At 65.2% G+C, this 16,066-nt stretch carries 14 protein-coding genes; 5 read left to right on the top strand and 9 right to left on the bottom strand.

The features are described 5' to 3' along the window. The first annotated feature begins 102 nt into the window (after window positions 1–102). The 4 genes from U6115_RS08125 (at window position 103) to U6115_RS08110 (ending at window position 5,382) form a co-directional block, all read left to right on the top strand. The gene (locus tag U6115_RS08125) at window positions 103–921 is read left to right on the top strand and encodes an AraC family transcriptional regulator (protein ID WP_230623352.1); all 819 of its coding nucleotides are present in this window, start codon (window positions 103–105) and stop codon (window positions 919–921) included. A gap of 88 nt (window positions 922–1,009) precedes the next feature. Next, complete coding sequence (locus U6115_RS08120; RefSeq protein ID WP_052258018.1) at window positions 1,010–2,437, top strand: sensor histidine kinase; 1,428 nt, start codon at window positions 1,010–1,012, stop codon at window positions 2,435–2,437. Further along, window positions 2,437–4,875, top strand: a complete 2,439-nt coding sequence (locus U6115_RS08115) for a two-component system response regulator (RefSeq protein WP_043574622.1) — start codon at window positions 2,437–2,439, stop codon at window positions 4,873–4,875. Before U6115_RS08120 ends, U6115_RS08115 begins: the two co-directional genes overlap by 1 nt. 303 nt (window positions 4,876–5,178) lie before the next feature. Further along, window positions 5,179–5,382 carry a cold-shock protein gene (locus tag U6115_RS08110; protein ID WP_043574620.1) on the top strand — a complete coding sequence of 68 codons (204 nt, stop codon included), beginning with the start codon at window positions 5,179–5,181 and terminating at the stop codon, window positions 5,380–5,382. Between the two features lie 70 nt (window positions 5,383–5,452). Here the strand turns inward: U6115_RS08110 and U6115_RS08105 are convergent, their stop codons facing one another. From U6115_RS08105 to U6115_RS08080, 6 genes are read right to left on the bottom strand one after another with little or no spacing between them, the layout of a single operon-like run. Then, window positions 5,453–5,890 (bottom strand): GNAT family N-acetyltransferase, encoded by a 438-nt coding sequence (locus tag U6115_RS08105; RefSeq protein WP_043574618.1) that lies wholly within the window; start codon window positions 5,888–5,890, stop codon window positions 5,453–5,455. Beyond that, the gene (locus U6115_RS08100) at window positions 5,887–6,810 is read right to left on the bottom strand and encodes an EamA family transporter (protein WP_043574616.1); all 924 of its coding nucleotides are present in this window, start codon (window positions 6,808–6,810) and stop codon (window positions 5,887–5,889) included. Before U6115_RS08100 ends, U6115_RS08105 begins: the two co-directional genes overlap by 4 nt. Further along, window positions 6,807–8,054, bottom strand: coding sequence for an aspartate aminotransferase family protein (locus U6115_RS08095; RefSeq protein ID WP_052258017.1), 1,248 nt, complete (start codon window positions 8,052–8,054; stop codon window positions 6,807–6,809). The genes U6115_RS08100 and U6115_RS08095 overlap by 4 nt, the downstream gene beginning before the upstream one ends. After that, window positions 8,041–9,537, bottom strand: a complete 1,497-nt coding sequence (locus tag U6115_RS08090) for an iron-containing redox enzyme family protein (RefSeq protein WP_043574614.1) — start codon at window positions 9,535–9,537, stop codon at window positions 8,041–8,043. Before U6115_RS08090 ends, U6115_RS08095 begins: the two co-directional genes overlap by 14 nt. Window positions 9,538–9,562: 25 nt before the next feature. Beyond that, window positions 9,563–10,564, bottom strand: a complete 1,002-nt coding sequence (locus U6115_RS08085; RefSeq protein WP_043574611.1) for a heme oxygenase-like domain-containing protein — start codon at window positions 10,562–10,564, stop codon at window positions 9,563–9,565. Window positions 10,565–10,579: 15 nt separating this feature from the next. Further along, a complete protein-coding gene (locus U6115_RS08080; RefSeq protein WP_197465955.1) occupies window positions 10,580–11,569 on the bottom strand; it encodes an iron-containing redox enzyme family protein in 990 nt (329 codons plus the stop codon). Window positions 11,570–12,125: 556 nt separating this feature from the next. Between U6115_RS08080 and U6115_RS08075 the strand changes: the two genes are divergently transcribed. Further along, window positions 12,126–12,965: a heme-binding protein gene (locus tag U6115_RS08075; RefSeq protein WP_047237237.1), complete on the top strand. Its 840-nt coding sequence runs from the start codon at window positions 12,126–12,128 to the stop codon at window positions 12,963–12,965. A gap of 85 nt (window positions 12,966–13,050) precedes the next feature. Here the strand turns inward: U6115_RS08075 and vioE are convergent, their stop codons facing one another. Genes vioE through U6115_RS08060 form a run of 3 tightly spaced genes read right to left on the bottom strand, consistent with a single transcriptional unit; the run spans window position 13,051 to window position 16,065 of the window. Next, window positions 13,051–13,641: a violacein biosynthesis enzyme VioE gene (vioE, locus tag U6115_RS08070; protein ID WP_043574802.1), complete on the bottom strand. Its 591-nt coding sequence runs from the start codon at window positions 13,639–13,641 to the stop codon at window positions 13,051–13,053. A gap of 10 nt (window positions 13,642–13,651) precedes the next feature. Continuing rightward, window positions 13,652–14,776: an FAD-dependent monooxygenase gene (locus tag U6115_RS08065; RefSeq protein WP_043574609.1), complete on the bottom strand. Its 1,125-nt coding sequence runs from the start codon at window positions 14,774–14,776 to the stop codon at window positions 13,652–13,654. Further along, window positions 14,776–16,065, bottom strand: coding sequence for an FAD-dependent oxidoreductase (locus tag U6115_RS08060; protein WP_043574606.1), 1,290 nt, complete (start codon window positions 16,063–16,065; stop codon window positions 14,776–14,778). The genes U6115_RS08065 and U6115_RS08060 overlap by 1 nt, the downstream gene beginning before the upstream one ends. Window position 16,066: the final 1 nt, after the last annotated feature.

Raw genomic sequence — 16,066 nt, 5'->3', positions numbered from 1 at the left:
CTTGCAAACCTCATGAATGTAGGCCATGTTATTTTCAACAAATGCCATTGTAATAATTGACCCATTTGATGGAATTAATCACGCAATCCGAGGATGGCCCACATGCTCATGCAGCTTCCGCAACCCAGCATCATCAGCGACCTGCCGGCCGCGCGCGCCATGGCGGCGCTGTTCGACCACCTGCTGGACGTGGTTTTCTCGATCAAGGACACCGAAGGACGCTATCTGGCGATGAGCGAAGGCTGCGTGGTGCGCTGCGCGCTGCGCCACCGCGGCCAGGCGGAAGGCCGCACCGCCCACGAGCTGTTTCCCAGCGCCATGGCCAACCGCTACCGCTTGCAGGACCTGGCCGTATTCGCCGAGCGCAGGCCGCTGCGCAACCGGCTGGACCTCACCGTCTACGCCGACGGCGCGCCCGGCTGGTGCCTCACCAGCAAGCAGCCGCTTTATCATCCCGATGGCCAGTTGCTGGGCCTGGTCTGCATTTCCCGGGACCTGGCCGAACTGACCCGCGAAAAACTGCTGGACGAGCGCTTCGCCGCCTGCGTCGACCATATCCAGACGCATTACCACCGGCCGTTGCGGCTGGAAGAGCTATGCGGGCTGTCCGGACTGAGCATAGGCCAGCTGGACAGGCGCATGAAGCGGGTGTTCCAGGTCTGCGCCGGCGAGTTCATCCGCCGCACCCGGATGGAAGCCGCCTGCCATGCCATTCAGCACAGCCGGCAGCCGCTGGCCGACATCGCCGCCAATTGCGGCTTTTCCGACCAGAGCGCGCTCACCCGCTTGTGCCGGCAGATGCTGGGGCTCAGCCCGCGCCAGCTCAGGCTGCGCATGCCGCCCGGCCACGCTACGGCGCTGGTATTTGCACCTAGTAAAACTACTAGGCACATCCCGCGGCACAAGAACATACCCTTATAAGTGGATGCTTCGCCGGAGCATGCCGCGCCGCCGCGCGCTGTTCGGCGCCTCCCCTCACCCGATGCCAAACGCGCCATGGGGAACCACGATGTCGATTATCGATAACGCCATCCTGCCAGGCATCAGCGAAAGCGATGCCTGTTTCCGCCTGCTGGCCAGCTGCGTGGACGACTACGCGATCTTCCTGCTGGACACCGAGGGCCGTGTCCGCAGCTGGAACGCCGGCGCCGAGCGCATGGAAGGCTACCGCGCCGAAGAAATCATCGGCGAGCACTTCAGCCTATTCTATCCGCCAGGAACCGACGCCGAGGCGCGGGCGATGAGCGAACTCGCCATCGCCCGCCAGGATGGGCGCTATGCCGGCGAAGGCTGGCGCATGCGCAAGGACGGCAGCCGCTTTCTCGCCGACATCCTGCTCAAGCCGCTGCATGATCAACAGGGCGTGCTGCGCGGCTACGCCAAGATCACCCGCGACATCGGCCCGCGCCGCCGTCTGGAAGAGCGCTTCCACCAAGTGGTGCAGGAAGCGCCCAACGCCATGATCATGGTAAACGCCGCCGGCACCATCACCCTGTTCAACCGGCTGGCCGAATCGTTGTTCGGCTACGAATCGCACGAACTGCATGGCATGCGAATGGAAAACCTGGTGCCGGAACGCTTCCGCAGCCAGCACGGGCAACTGCGGCAAAACTACCTGCAACGGCCCGAAGCGCGGCCGATGGGCGTAGGCCGCGACCTGTTCGGCCTGCGCAAGGACGGCGTCGAGTTTCCCATCGAGATCGGACTCAATCCGATAGAAACCGAAGACGGCCCGATGGTGCTGGCCGGCATCGTCGACATCACCTCGCGCAAGCAGGTTCAGCGCCAGCTGGAGATGGCGCTGCAGGAAAAAACCACGCTGCTCAACGAGGTGCACCACCGGGTGAAGAACAATCTGCAGGTCATCATCAGCCTGCTGAACATGCAGACCCATTACGTCGAGGAGGAAAGCACGCGGCACGTGCTGCAGGACAGCCAGGCGCGCGTGCGCTCGATGTCGCTGATCCACCAGCTGCTATACGAGCGCCGGGATTTCTCCAAAGTGGATTTGGGCGAATACCTGCAGCGCATCAACCAGCTGCTGCTGAGCAGCTACGGCTTGCTGACCAGCCAGTTGCAGGTGGAGCAGGACGCGCCGGAAGGGCTGGTGTATATCGAACTGCAGCGCGCCACGCCGTGCGGCCTGTTGATCAACGAACTGCTGACCAACGCCCTCAAGCACGCCTATCCGGCGGGCAAGGGATCTATCGACATCCGCCTGTCGCTGCTGGACGACAAGCACGCGCTGCTGGTGGTCGGCGACCACGGCATCGGCATGCCGACACCATCCGGCCCCGGACCATCCAAATCTCTGGGGTTGCAGTTGGTGCCTATGCTGGCGGAACAGATGGGAGCGGAGCTGAGCCTGCACGACAATCAGCCGGGCGTGCGCTTCGAGGCTCGCTTCCCGGTATTCGGCACAATGGAGCCTGCCTGATGAACTTCCGCATTTTGATCGTCGAAGACGAACGCATCATCGCGATGGATCTGCAGCTGCAGTTGCAGGCGCTGGGCTACGCGGTGTGCGCCGTGGTGGCCAGCGGCCCTCAGGCGATAGACAAGGCGCTGGAGCTGCGCCCGGACCTGGTGCTGATGGACATCCACCTGGAAGGCGCGATGGACGGGGTGGAAGCCGCGCGCGAAATCCACCAGCGCCTGAGGATCCCCATCATTTTCCTCAGCGCCTATGCCGAAGACGCCACCTTGCAGCGGGCGGAAAGCGCGCTGCCCTACGGCTATCTGGTCAAACCGGTATCGCCGCGCGAACTGCACGCCACGCTGCAGATGGCGATGGTGCGTTTCGGCATCCAGCGCGGCAGCGACGAACAGGTGGAGCGCTTTTGCAAGGCGATGGAGGCCGCGCAGCTGGAAGTGTGGGAATGGCATGTCGAAATCGACCAGATGAATGTATTCAGCCTGAACGGCAATGACATGCGTTCGCTCAGTTCGGTGCTGTGCGAGTCGATCCGCAGCTTCCTGCAGCATATCGACCCGCGCGACGAATCCGAAGTGGCCAGCGCGATCAACCGCACCCGCCAAGGCGGCGACAGCTTCAACGTCAGCTTCCGCCTGCGAGCCGACGACCAGGCCGATGTCCGCTGGATGGAGGCCCACGGCAAGCGCTTCGACGACGGCGAACGCGGCGGCCGCATCATAGGCGTGATGCAGGATGTCACCGAGCGCCGCCGCGCCGAGGAGAGGCTGCGCCAGGCGGTGACGGTGTTCGAATCCACCGCCGAAGGCATCGCCATCCTCGACGCCGGCCGCAAGGTGATATCGGCGAATCCCGCCTTCAGCCAGCTCACCGGCTACGCCGAGGACGAGGCCAAAGCCTGGCCCAGCATCGACGCGTTGTACCAAGTCCCGCACAGCGCGCCCTTCCTGGAGCAGCTGCGCCATGGCGAGCGGCAGATGTGGCAAGGCAACGCCAGCTATCTGCACCGGAACGGCGCCGCGCTCTGCATCTGGGAAAGCATCAGCATCGTACCCGGTCTGGACGGCGCCATCGGCAACTACGTGCTGGTGTTTTCCGACATCAGCTCGGTGCTGGCGGTGCAGGAGCAGTTGGACTTTCTGGCCAAGCACGACCCGCTGACCAGCCTGTGCAACCGCCGCATGCTGCACGACAGGCTGGAATACGAACTGGCGCAGGCCGCGCGCCACGGCAGCATGGTGGCGGTGCTGCTGCTGGACCTCGACCACTTCAAGACCATCAACGATTCGCTGGGCCACGGCGTCGGCGACCAGGTGCTGGCGCTGGTGGCCAGGCGGCTGCAAAGCTGCATGCGCGCCAGCGACACCGTGGCCAGGCTGGGCGGCGACGAATTCTGCATCGTGTTCGGCGGCATCGGAACGCTGGGCGATGTCGATCAGGTGGCGCAGAAAGCGTTGGCGCGGCTGGCCGAGCCGATCGAGCTGGAGCACATGACCTGCTATGTCACCGGCAGCATAGGCATCGCTTTGTCGCCCGCCGACGGCGCCAGCGTGGACGAGTTGCTGCGCAACGCCGACCAGGCGATGTACGGCGCCAAGCACGCCGGCCGCAACCGCTGCTGCTTTTACGCGCCGGCCATGCAGAAAGCCGCCGAAGTCCGGCTGCGGATATCCAGCGGCCTGCACGAGGCGCTTGAGCGCAAGCAGCTGCTGCTCGCGTATCAACCCATCGTCGAACTGGGCACCGGACGCGTGCACAAGGCGGAGGCGCTGCTGCGCTGGCGCCACCCGCAGCAAGGCAATATCGCGCCAGCGGCTTTCATTCCCATCGCGGAAGAGTGCGGCATGATAGGCGAGCTCTCCGAGTGGGTGCTGGACGAAGCGCTGCGCGCCGCCCGAATCTGGCGCGAAACCCTGCGGCCCGACTTCCGGATATCGATCAATGTGTCGGCCCTGCATTTCCGCGAAAAACAAAACCACCAGCACTGGTTGCGCAAACTGGCGGACAGCGGCGTGCCCGGCGACGCGTTGGTGCTGGAAATCACCGAAGGCGTGCTGCTGGGCGCCGATTACGCGGTGCAGGAGGCGCTGGAGCGCTATCACGCTGCCGGCATCCGCATCGCGCTGGACGACTTCGGCACCGGCTATTCGGCGCTGTCTTATCTGAAACGTTACCGGCTGGACTACCTGAAGATAGACCAGTCCTTCGTCCGCCAGATCGCCGAGGACGCGCGCGATTTGGCGCTGTGCGAAGCCATCATCATGATGGCGCGCAAGCTGGGGCTGGAGGTGATCGCCGAAGGCGTGGAAACCGAAGCGCAGGCTGCCATCCTGCGCGCCAACCGCTGCCAGTACGCGCAAGGCTTCCTGTATTCCCAAGCGCTGCCGGCGGACGAATTCTCCGCCTGGCTGCAAAGAAGCGACGGCATCGCCGTTCCATAGCGCCGCCGCGCCATCGCGGCGGGAACCTGCCACCGCAGCCACGCCTCCCAATCACGCTGATGGCGGGTCAAAACGGAAAGCTCCGCCTGTGGCCGCGGCCGGCGGCACACGCGCGGCCCGGACGCGCGCCAGGCTGCCATGCCGCCGGAATTCGGCGCTCATCCGTCTGGGATCCGCTGCTAAAACGTAGTTACTGACCTTAATATCAGTCTATGCCGGCGCTTAAGGGTTTGAACTCCGCCCTGCCCCTGAATATGATGCTGACAGGGCATCTGCCCGCTACACGAATAGGATAGACACGCAATGGCAACTGGCACCGTAAAGTGGTTCAACGACGCAAAAGGTTTCGGCTTCATCACTCCGGACGAAGGCGGCGACGATCTGTTCGCTCACTTCTCCGCGATCAACACCGGCGGCTTCAAGTCGCTGAAGGAAGGCCAGAGAGTCAGCTTCGACGTCATCTCCGGCCCGAAAGGCAAGCAAGCCTCGAACATCCTGCCGCAGTAAACGCGCTGCGATAGGCATGAAAAAAAACCGGCGGCAGCCGGTTTTTTCATTGCGCCCAGCAACCGCGCGGCTAGGCCCCCTTCAAATAGATGTCCGGCCGGTGCAGCTCCATATACCGCTCCGGATGCTCCAACGCGGTGAAACCGAACGGCAGGTAAACCGCATGGGCGTTCGACGTGACCAGCACCATGCGGCGCAGCCGACGCAACGCCGGCTCATCCGCCATCCTTTGCATCAGCTGCCTGGCATAGCCGCGGCCGCGGCACTCCGGCACCACGAACACATCGCACAAATAGCCGAAAGTCGCCAGGTCGGTGACCACGCGGGCGAAACCCACCTGGCGCTCCCCCAGATAGGCGCCGTAGCACAGCGAGCCGGCTATCGCCTGCTCGACGGTGGCGCGGGCGATGCCTTTGGCCCAGGGGGCATGGTCGCGCAGGAAGGCATGGATCAAACCGACATCCAGCCGGTGCTTGTCGGTGGAGATTTGCAGCCTATCGTCTTTCATCGGTGTGGAAGCTCCTTGATGGCCAGGTGGGCGCGCTGTAGCCAACTCTTGCAAGCGGCTAGCCGGCCCGAATAAATGTTCAGCGCCAGCGCCGCCACGATCAGCGCCGAGGCCAGGATGCTCAGGCTGTCGTAGCGTTCTCCCAGAATGAGGTAGCCGCCCAGCAGGCCGAACACCGGGCTGAGCAAGGAAAACGGCGCCACCAGCGATGCCGGGTACAGGCTGAGCAGCTTGCCCCAGCTCCCCAGCGCGAACAGCGTGCCGATCAATGCCAGGAACAGCAGCGCCAGCAGCCCGATCCAGGAAAAATGGGCCAGCGCGCTCCATGCCGCGGCGGGTCCGCCCTCCAGCGCGAGTGACAGCGCCAGCAGCGGCAGCGGCGGCACCGCGCTCATCCATACGGTGAAGCCGAACATGTCCACCTTGCCGGAGCGCTTCAGCTCGATATTGCCCCAGGCGAAGCCCGCGGCGCCCATCAAGGCCAGCAGCAGCGGCAACAGCGGCAAGGCGTCATGGTAGCGGGCATAGCCAAGAAGCAGCACGCCCAGCAAGGCCAGCGCCATCACCGCCTTCTGCGTCGCCGAGCGGTTTTCCTGCAACAGCGCGGCGGCCAGCAGCAGGGTGATGAACACCTGCACCTGGGCCAGCACCGCCACGATGCCGGCCGGCATGCCCAGCTTGATGGCGGAGAACAGGCCGGCGAACTGGATCACGCCCAGGCACAAGCCGGCGCGCAGATACAGCCGCCGCGGCAGCGTCGGCCGCGGAAACAGCCAGACCCCGGCCGCGAACACCACCATGAAGCGCAGCGCCGCCAGCAGCAGCGGCGGGCACTGGGTCAGCCCTATCTTCACCACGATGAAGCTCAGGCCCCAGATCGCGGCCACCAGCACCGCCAACAATACGTGCGCCGTCTTCATGGCATCTCCTCCTCTTCTTCCAGCGCGGCCAGCGCGCGCCGGTACGCGTCCAGGAAATAGTCCAGCTCGTCCTCGCCCACCGTCAGCGGCGGCAGCAGCCGCAGCGCGTCGGCATCATGGGCGGCGGGCGCGGTGAGCACGCCCTCGGACAATAATTGCAGCCACAAGGCGCCGGCGGCCTGCTCGCCGAAACGCCGCTTCGCCCGCGGCGTGGCGCGCAAGGCCAGCATCAGCCCAGCGCCCTCCAGCGCAAACAGGCCATCCGGCCAGGCGCGGCGCAGATAGGCCGAGCGCGCGGCGGCCCTGGCCGGCGCGTCTATGCCGCGCAGCGCCGCCAGCATATGCAGCCCGCAGCGCATGGCGAGCCGGTTGCCGCCGAAGGTGGAGCCGTGGATCTTGGCGCAGCCGGGCCGGGCGAACACCGCTTGATAGATCGCGTCGCGAAACAGTATCGCCGACACCGGCACGATGCCGCCGGTCAGCCCCTTGGCCAGCAGCAGCATGTCCGGCGGCGGCCCGCCCAGCGCCTGGTAGGCGAACCAGGCGCCGCAACGTCCCAGGCCTGACTGCGCTTCGTCGTAGATCAGCCAGGCGCCGTGGCGGCGGCACAGCGCCGCCAAGCCATGCAGCGCGTCCGCGCGCCACGCCCGCGCGCCGGCGCTGCCCTGCACCGGCTCCAGCACGACCGCGGCCACGTCGTTCGCCGCCAGCGCGGCCTCCGCCGCGGCAAGGTCCCCCCACGGCAGCCTCAGCAGCGCCTCGTCCTCCGGCAAGCCCTGCCGCCAGAAATCGCTGCCGGCCAGCTGGGTGGCGGCCAGCGTCAAACCATGGAAACCGCCTTCGAAAGCTATCGCGCGCGCCCTGCCGCAGGCCATACGCGCCAGCTTCAGCGCGCCTTCCACCGCCTCCGCGCCGCTGCTGGCGAACAGCGCCTTGCCGCCAGCCAGGCCCGCCAAATCCAGCAAGCCCGCCGCCAACTCGCCAGCGGGAGCCGACCAGCCCAGCGGGTGCAGATTGGGGGCCGGATCCATCAAGTCTTGCGCCAGCAGCGCCGACAAGGCCGGCGGATTATGGCCCAGCGCCGCCGCGCCGTAGCCGGCGACGAAGTCCAGCAGGCGGCGGCCGTCGTCCCGCAGCAGCCAGCTGCCGTCGGCGGCTGCGGGCTGCGCGTCCAGCCCGCATTGGCGCAAAATCTCGCGCCAGGCCGGATTGACGCAGGCCTCGTAGGCGTCACCGCTGGCCATGTCGCGTCGCATAGCTGTCCAGCGAGCAGATGGCCAAGCGGCTTTGCGCGCCATAGAAATCAGCCACCTGGTCCATCGCCCGCAGATTCAGTTCCAGCAAATAGCCCAGATTTCCCAGCGCCCGCTGCTGGGCCAGCGGCGCCAGTACCGATATCTCGCGGAAAAACAGACGCGACAATGCCGCGTGGTTCAGCTCCAGATTGAGATCATCGTGGCGCTTGGCCACGCGCTGATAGTCGGCGCGGCCCTCCACCAGCTCCTCCAGCCGATGGTGGACCGGATTGTCCACGCCCGGCATGCCCTCGGTCACCATGATGGAGCCGAGGTAGCCTATCGGATCGTAGCGGCCCAGCACGGTGAAGGCGTCGACATAGGCCTGGAACAGCGGCAGCGGCAGCGCCTGGTCCAGCCAGGCCGGCGGCACGCCCAATGCCTCGCAGGTCGCGCGTTCGAACGCCTCGTGGCCCAGTTCCTCCTGAAAATAACGGTACACCCGCTGCTTGAGCGGCGTGCGCAGGCGCTTGGTCATCAGCGGCGCGATGATTTCGACGAAGCGCTGGGTGACGTGGTACTGCTCGATGAACAGGCCCTGCACCAGCGGGCTGAATCCCGCGCCATCGGCGTTCAGCCGCCGCACATAGCGGGACTCGCCAAGCTGCGCGAGGCTGTCCAGCGCGTACTGCTCGGCGCGGCGCATGAAGTTGACGCCGCTATCCGGCTCGGTCGCCGCCGGCCGGCTCGGCAGCCGGCGCCGCGCGTCGGGCAGCGGCGCCTGCAGCAGCAAATCCATCAGGCACAGCAAATAGGCTTCGACATGGGCCGGGCAGTAAAAACCCAGGCTGTCCGGCCGCTCCAACGGCGGCAGCCTGGCTGAGCCGCGGCCGGCCAGCCCCGACGCGTCGGCGAAACCGTTCAACACCCGCCGCCACAGGCCGATCAACTGCGGCATGTTGTCGGCCAGATACAGCTTTTGCAGGTAGAAGGTTTGCAGCGCGAAATTGTCGCTCCACTCCGGCGCGCCTATGCCGTCCACCGTGAAGGCATCCGCCTGCGGCGCCGGCTCATCCAGCAGATTCAGCATGACCAGCGCCGCCGGCGCGTAAAGGCCGCGGTTAGCCGCAGTGGCCTCCAACAGCCGCGCCACGCAGCGCTGCGTCAGCGACTCCAGCTCCTGCCGCCGCGCCTCCAGCGCGGAATGGTCCGCCGGCGCGTCGCGGATCAGCGACAGCTCGTCCAGCTGCCGCGCCAGCGACAGCTGCCACGACGGGGCCGATCCTTCATGAATGTCGAACCAGATTTCGGAGCCGGGATTGGCCATTGCCAGCACGCTGTCCAGCACGCGTCCGCCATCCACTCCGGTGAAATTGATTTCGTACTCGCTGGCGTCGGCGGCCAGCACCACGGTCTGGCCGTCTTCGGCCAGATGGGCGCTGAACGGCACCAGGCGCGGCATGCGGTAATGACTGATGCGCCAGGCTTCCATGTCCCGCTCCTCGTTGTCGGCGTTGTTACAGGTAGAGGCGCGGCATCGCCGCGTCGGCGCGGCTGTAGTAGGCGACGATTTCCTCGTCCTGCAGCGCCATGGTTTCCACGGTCAGCACCAGATTCTTCTCCACCACCAGCTGTTCTTCGCGGCCGATGGCCGAGATGTCCTCCAGCAGCTCGCCGGTGATGTCATCGTGCCCCAGCGTGTCGTTGATGTGGGCGTGGCGCAGCAGCGGCTCCCAGAATGTCCTCGCCAGGCCCTGGCGCTCGCAGCAGCGCACCAGCGCCTGATTGAATTGTTCGCCCGGCATTTCGAAAAGGAACAACACGCTCTTGAACGACAGCAGATGCTGGCGGGCGAACACGCCCAGCGCCGAGCACAAGGCGAACGTGGACGGCAGCGGCTGCAGATGCTCCAGTCCGGTCACCTCCATGTCCACGCTGGCCAGGCTGTCCGCCAGCATCTGGTCGTGGTCCAGCTCAGACATCAGAAAACGCTGCAGCGAGCGCTGGTTCTGCCGGCTATCGGCGTGCGACAGCGCCGAGGCGATCAATCCCGGCGCGGCACGCACCAGGCAGTAATATTCCAGCGCGTAGCCGATCAGCACATTGCGCGGCGCGCTGCCGTCGGCCAGCATGCCGTACAGCCGCGAGCGGCCGCGCTTGCGCATGGCGCGCTGAGCCAGATTGCGCAGCCGCGAATTGAATTCCAGCCCGGAAATGGCGTCGGCCGGCAGCTCGAAACGGGCCTCGGTCACCAGTCCCAGCCGGTCCAGCTCCTCCAGCAGGCCAGGCAGGCTGGCCGCCATGCGGGGATGGGAGGCGCGCAGTTCCGGCATGCTGGCCGGCGCGCGCTGCAGATCGTCGAGCAAGGCCAGCAGTTCGCGCCGGCCTTCGTCGGCGACGGACAAATCGCAGGATTGGTCGCGGTACAACAGCGCGACGCCGTCTTCTTGCTCCTGGATTTCCACGCCGGCCCGCAAGGCCGGCCGGTGGAATAGATCGTGGACACCGGGTGCGCGCATCGCCCGCCTCCTCTCTCAGTAGTCTTCGATGCGGCGCAGCAGCGGGCCGTCGCCGGAATAGTGCCGCCATACCGCGCTGTAAAAGGCGTCGTACAGTTCGACGAACAGGTGGGTCTGCGCGTGCATGCGACGCGCCGTCTCCAGGTCGACCACATCGATCTGCGAGAAGATCTGCCGGGTGAGGCTGCCGTGCTCGCCCTTGAGGTTGATGTCGGAGTGGGCCTTGACCGGGCGCAGGAAGGCGGGATCCAGCCCCAGCCGGTAGCCGGCGTCAAGAAAGGAGTCCTGGCGGATGTCCTTGCCTTCGAGCACGCCCAGCGTGGTGAAGAAGAACAGCGGATCGTTGTGCGACCAGTAAGCCAGCGCGTTGCACAATGCCATGGTCTGCGGCAGCGGCACCGTGCGCGCCAGGTCTTCGCGGCTGATGCCGATGCGGTTCAACGCCTGCAGCAACAGCTCGTCATGGCCGTACTCCTCGGCGAAGAAGGCGTTCATCGCCAGCCGCGCCCGGGTATTGGGCACGTAGGACAGCACCGGCGCGTCGAAATAGCTTTCGCGGAACAGGAAATGGTAGTTCTCGATCACCATGCCATGGAATACCTTCTCCGGTATGTCGCCGGGCCGGCTGGCGTTCTGGCAGTTCACCCAGAATTCGTTGCGGTACAGCGTCCGGTACAGCAGCTGATTGGACAGGTCCTCGATTTCCAGCAGGATTTCCATGCCGGTCTTGCCGGCGGCCGGCGCGATCGAGCGGATCACGCCGTAATCCTCCAGGCTGGCCAGCAACTGGCGGATGCTGTCCGCCGACTGGCGCGGCAGCGCGCCCTGCACTTCCGCCTGGCTGCAGCCCCGCCCCAGCCGCGCCACCAGTTCCGCCACTTCCGCCGCGCTGGCCTGGCCGGCGGACAGCTCCAATTCTTCGTCGCCGGCAGTCTTCACCACCAGCGGCGACTGCGAAATCACTTCGCCGTTCAGGCAATAACGCGCTTCCGGTTGGTGGATCACGTCGCTTCCCTCCCAGGACAGCCGGCCGCCGGCCAATCCGGCGGCGCGGCAGTCCGGCAGACCGAGGGCCGCATCGCGACACCCCGGCCGGCCGGCTTACAGGTGAACCGGCACCAGGACCGGACGCGGATTGCGGGGTTTGACCACCACCACCGCCTCTTGCATGCTGGTTTGCATTTGGCTCTCCTTTGCTTGCGGAAAAGAAACAGCGCCTGGCTCAGGCGCTTTCTTATCTTATGCCTGACAGTTCGCCTCAGAAATATCAAATACCTGTCATAAATAACTGTTTTTAAACAGATTTAACCTACCGCACCAGCCAAAACCTGCCGGCAGCAGGCCGCGCGCGTCTCTCCCCCTGCCTGCCAGCGCGCCGCTCATCCGCATCGACTTGACATCGATGCCTCCCCGGCTATAACCACCACATGAATATATTCCAAACAAGTATCAATTCTAAGTAATAACACCTATATAGCATTACCCGGCCCAACTTCCGGCCCGCCGGCTTGCATATCAAGGGAGACCACCCCGCCTCGGCAATCCACCAGGGAGATTCGACATGAACCTGTTCCAACGCGCAGCCGCGCCGCTAGCCATCAGCCGCAACAACCTCGGCCCCTTGGCCGAACTGGCCGGCAACTGGGTAGGCCACGGCTACAACATGATCGCGGTGCCCGACCACCAAAACCACAAGCCTTTTCGCCTGATCGTCAACGCCACCAAGGAAACGCTGGCCTTCACCCCGATAGGCGGCCCGGTGCCCAACCGCGGCTCGCTGCAAAACGACATCGACATCTTCGGCCTCACCTATCTGCAACAGGTCAACGACGCCGCCACCGACGAAGGCATTCACATCGAACCCGGCATCTGGCTGCATGTGCCCGCCACCAGCGACCCGAAAAAACCCGCCACCATCGTGCGCCAATCCACCATCCCGCATGGCGATTCGCTGCTGGCAGGGGGAGAAAGCTCCTGTGAAAAGCGCGCTCCCCACATCGCGCCGGCCAGCACCGAACCCCATCGGGTGGATGGCAAGCCGTTGCCATTCGGCTATACCGATCCCTACCAGAACGGCAAGTTTCCTCCCGGCTTCGACATGAAAAACCCCAACCAGGCGCTGGTGGACGTGCTGCAATACCAGCAGCAGCAGCTGGAGTTGAAGGTGGTCGAAACCATCAACCTGAAGGTCAGCACCAACGATGCCGGCGGCATCACCAACATTCCCTTCATCGTCAAGAATGCCAACGCCACCCACATGGACGCCATTTTCTGGATTGAAACCGTCCAGCGCCCCGACGGCTCGCAGTTCATGCAGTTGCAGTACACGCAGACCGTGCTGCTGGTATTCGAGGAAATCGTCTGGCCGCACGTCTCGGTCGCCACGCTGCTCAAGCGCTAGGCCTCCCCGTCTCGCCATACGGCGCGGCATAAAAAAGGGATGGCGCCCTTTGGCGCCATCCCTTGCGCCAAAAGGCGCTCAGTCCTCATGCATCGCTGGCCGAAAAAATCTCGCCAGGTATCATCGCGGTGCTCAGATTGGGAAAGTCCCGCACCGACGCATGCTGCCTGTCGTCGCCGGTGACCATGCGCAGCAGCAGATTGGTGCCGGCCTGGAAATACAGCGTGGACGGTCCCTTGCCCGCTCTCTGATACGTCCAGGCATCGGCCTCCTGTCCCAGCACGGTGTGCCGTCCGGCATAGCGCGCGTCATGCGCAGCCAGCACGTCGCGCGGCAGGAACAGCTGCCGGAACGGGCCGGTTTCGTCGTCCAGCGGGATGTCGCACAGCGCGGTGCCGTACGCCATCGCCTCGCGGCCGTAGGCCACTTTCTGCTTGCGGGTGCGTCCGCTGGCGGCATTGCCGGTTTCCGACATCCACAGCCGATAGCCGGTATCCTCCTCCGACCACGGGTTGAACAGGCCATCGATGCGGCAGATGTTGCGGCCGTAGTCGAACCAGCAATAGCCCGAGCTGAGCTGGTCGTCCTGCAGCATCGGCGACCAATAGGAAACGTAGGCGCTGCTCCACTGCTGCGGCAGCAGCGGCGGCGCGGACTGCGGGATGGGCTGGGTCATGGCGGCGTCCTCAGCGGTCGAGCGCATAGCCCAGATTGCGCGCCAGCGCTTCCGGCAGCGGCGGCAACGCCTTGCGGCGGGCATCGAAGCTCTGCATGAACTCGGCATTGCTCAGATGCATGCGGTCGTCCACCGTCTCGAACCAGTCGCGGCTGCTGTTGGCATGCTCGCTGAACAGCTTGACCAACGGCATCGCGCGCGCGTCGAAGCTGGCCAGCGCCGCCGGCACGCTGGCCTCGGCGCACAGCGCCTTCACCAGCAGCTGCGCCGCCACCACCGCCATGGTGGTGCCGTGGCCGATGGAGAAGTGGCCGGACTGCAGCGCGTCGCCGATCAACACCAGCTTGCCGTCGTAGGACTTGTCGTGGCTCAGCGTCATGAAATTGCGCCAGCCTAGGCCAGGCTGCGCCACCAGGCCGTGGCCGCCCAGCTCGGCGCGGAACACGCCCGCCACATATTCCGCCGACGCCTCGTCCGACATCTCCCCCAGGCGCGCGCGCTCGAAGGTTTCCTCGCTGCACTCCACCACGAAAGTGCTCATCCGGCTGGAGTACTTGTAGGCGTGGGCGATGAAAATATCCTTGCCGTGGGTGCGGAACACCAGGTTCATCTGGTCGAACAACTGGCTGGTGCCGAACCAGATGTATTTGTTGCCGCCGTACTCCAGCTTGGGCGCCAGCGCCTCGGTGAAGTGCGAAGTCTTGTGGTTGACACCGTTGGCCGCCACGATCAGGTCGTAGTCGTCCAGCGGCAGCTGCTCGCGCGCCAGCAGCGGCGACTCGTAATGGATGGCGATGCCCAGCGACTGGCAGCGCTCGCGCAGCGCCTGCACCAGGCCGCGCCGCTCCACGCCGCACAGCAGCACGCCGGTGCTCATCAGATTGGGCTCGTTATGGTGGATCAGCTTGAAATCCTCCAGGAACTGCGGGTCCAGCCGCTCCGGATGTTCCAGATAGGACAGCGGATTAGCCGGATGCTGGCCGGGCCGGCCAGGCAGCACCACGCCCCAGCCCGCCACTTCCTCGGGGTCGTTCTTTTCCGCGATGCTGATCTGCCAATCGGGCTTCGCCAGCTTCATTTGGCTGGCGAACACCAGGCCTGCCGGACCCGCGCCGATAACCAGGATTTTTTTCATCAGTTGACCCTCCCCAATTTGTACCAGACGTTCTGCTTCTTCTGGATGGTTTGCAATTTGTCGTACGGCTCGGAAGTGAAATACAGCTTCTGCGCCATGTCCGGCGGATACAGCTCGGGAAACTTGCCGTGCATGTAGCGGGTGTAGCGGGCGCGCAGGAAAAAGATGGGGTTGGAGCAGCTGAGCACGTCGTAGTTGGCGCGCGCCATGTCCTGCATCGCGTCGGCCTGCACCTTGCGCTGCGCGGTGAATTCGGCGAAGGCCAGCTCCTGATCATGGCAGTGCTGGTCCAGCAGCGTGACGAAGCTGTGCGCGTCCTCCAGCGCCATGTTCATGCCCTGGCCCAGGAACGGCGCGGTGGCGTGCGCGGCGTCGCCCAGCAGCAGCACATTGCCCTTGTAGTGGAAGGTGCTGGAGCGGACATTGATCAAGTCGTTGCTGGGCTTTACCAGGAATTGTTCCAGCATCTCCTCCCGCACCGCGTCGGACAGGCTGCCGAAATAGCGCTGGAAAAACGCCTTCATCGCCTGGCGGTCCTGGGTGGCCAGGCTGGGCGTGCCTTCATACGGCAGGCAGACGGCGATGCTGACGCTGCCGTCGGGGATGGTGGCCGCGCGGCCGGCGAACAGGCCGCCGGAATCCATGCCGAAGAAGTACAGCAGGTCCTTGCGGTAGCCCAGCGCCTCGGCGTCGGGCAGCACCAGCGTCTTGTAGCCGTGGCGGAAGAAGGTTTGCTGGAATTCGAAACGGCGCATGCCGCTTTGCATCGCCTGGCGCACCGCCGAATGCGCGCCGTCGGCGCCGATGACCATATCGCCTTGCAGGCGCTGCAGCTGGCCGTCCTTGCTCTGGATCAGCACCGACTTGCCTTCCAGATCGACATCCAGGCATTTGTGCTCGAAGTGGTAGCGGACGCCGTTCCGGTTGGCGTGGCGGTTCAGCAGCCGCTGAAAGGCGGCCCGGTTCAGGGACAGCGGCGACAGGCCTTCCAGCGGCTGCAGCTCGCGGATGCGGAACTTGCCGCCCACCGAAAACGCCATGCCGACGATGGGTTCGCCGCACTGGTCCAGTTCCGCGCGCGGAATGCCTGCCGCCAGCACCGCCTTGATGCCGCGCACCGTCATGCTGACGCCGATGGCGCGCGAGCTGACCGCGTCGACGTAGGACGACAGATCCTGCAGCGGATCGCCCCGCTTCTCGACCACATGGACCTCGTAGCCCCGTCTTGCCAGGTAAATGGCAGTCAGGCCGCCCGCGAGCCCCCCTCCGACAATAATCGCTTTCTGCATT

Origin of the sequence: Chromobacterium subtsugae, from assembly GCF_035919665.1 — a bacterium.
In the GTDB taxonomy this organism is placed as follows: domain Bacteria; phylum Pseudomonadota; class Gammaproteobacteria; order Burkholderiales; family Chromobacteriaceae; genus Chromobacterium; species Chromobacterium subtsugae.
Note: the sequence above shows the minus strand (reverse complement) of the source record. Positions and strands in the feature narration are given on the sequence as shown.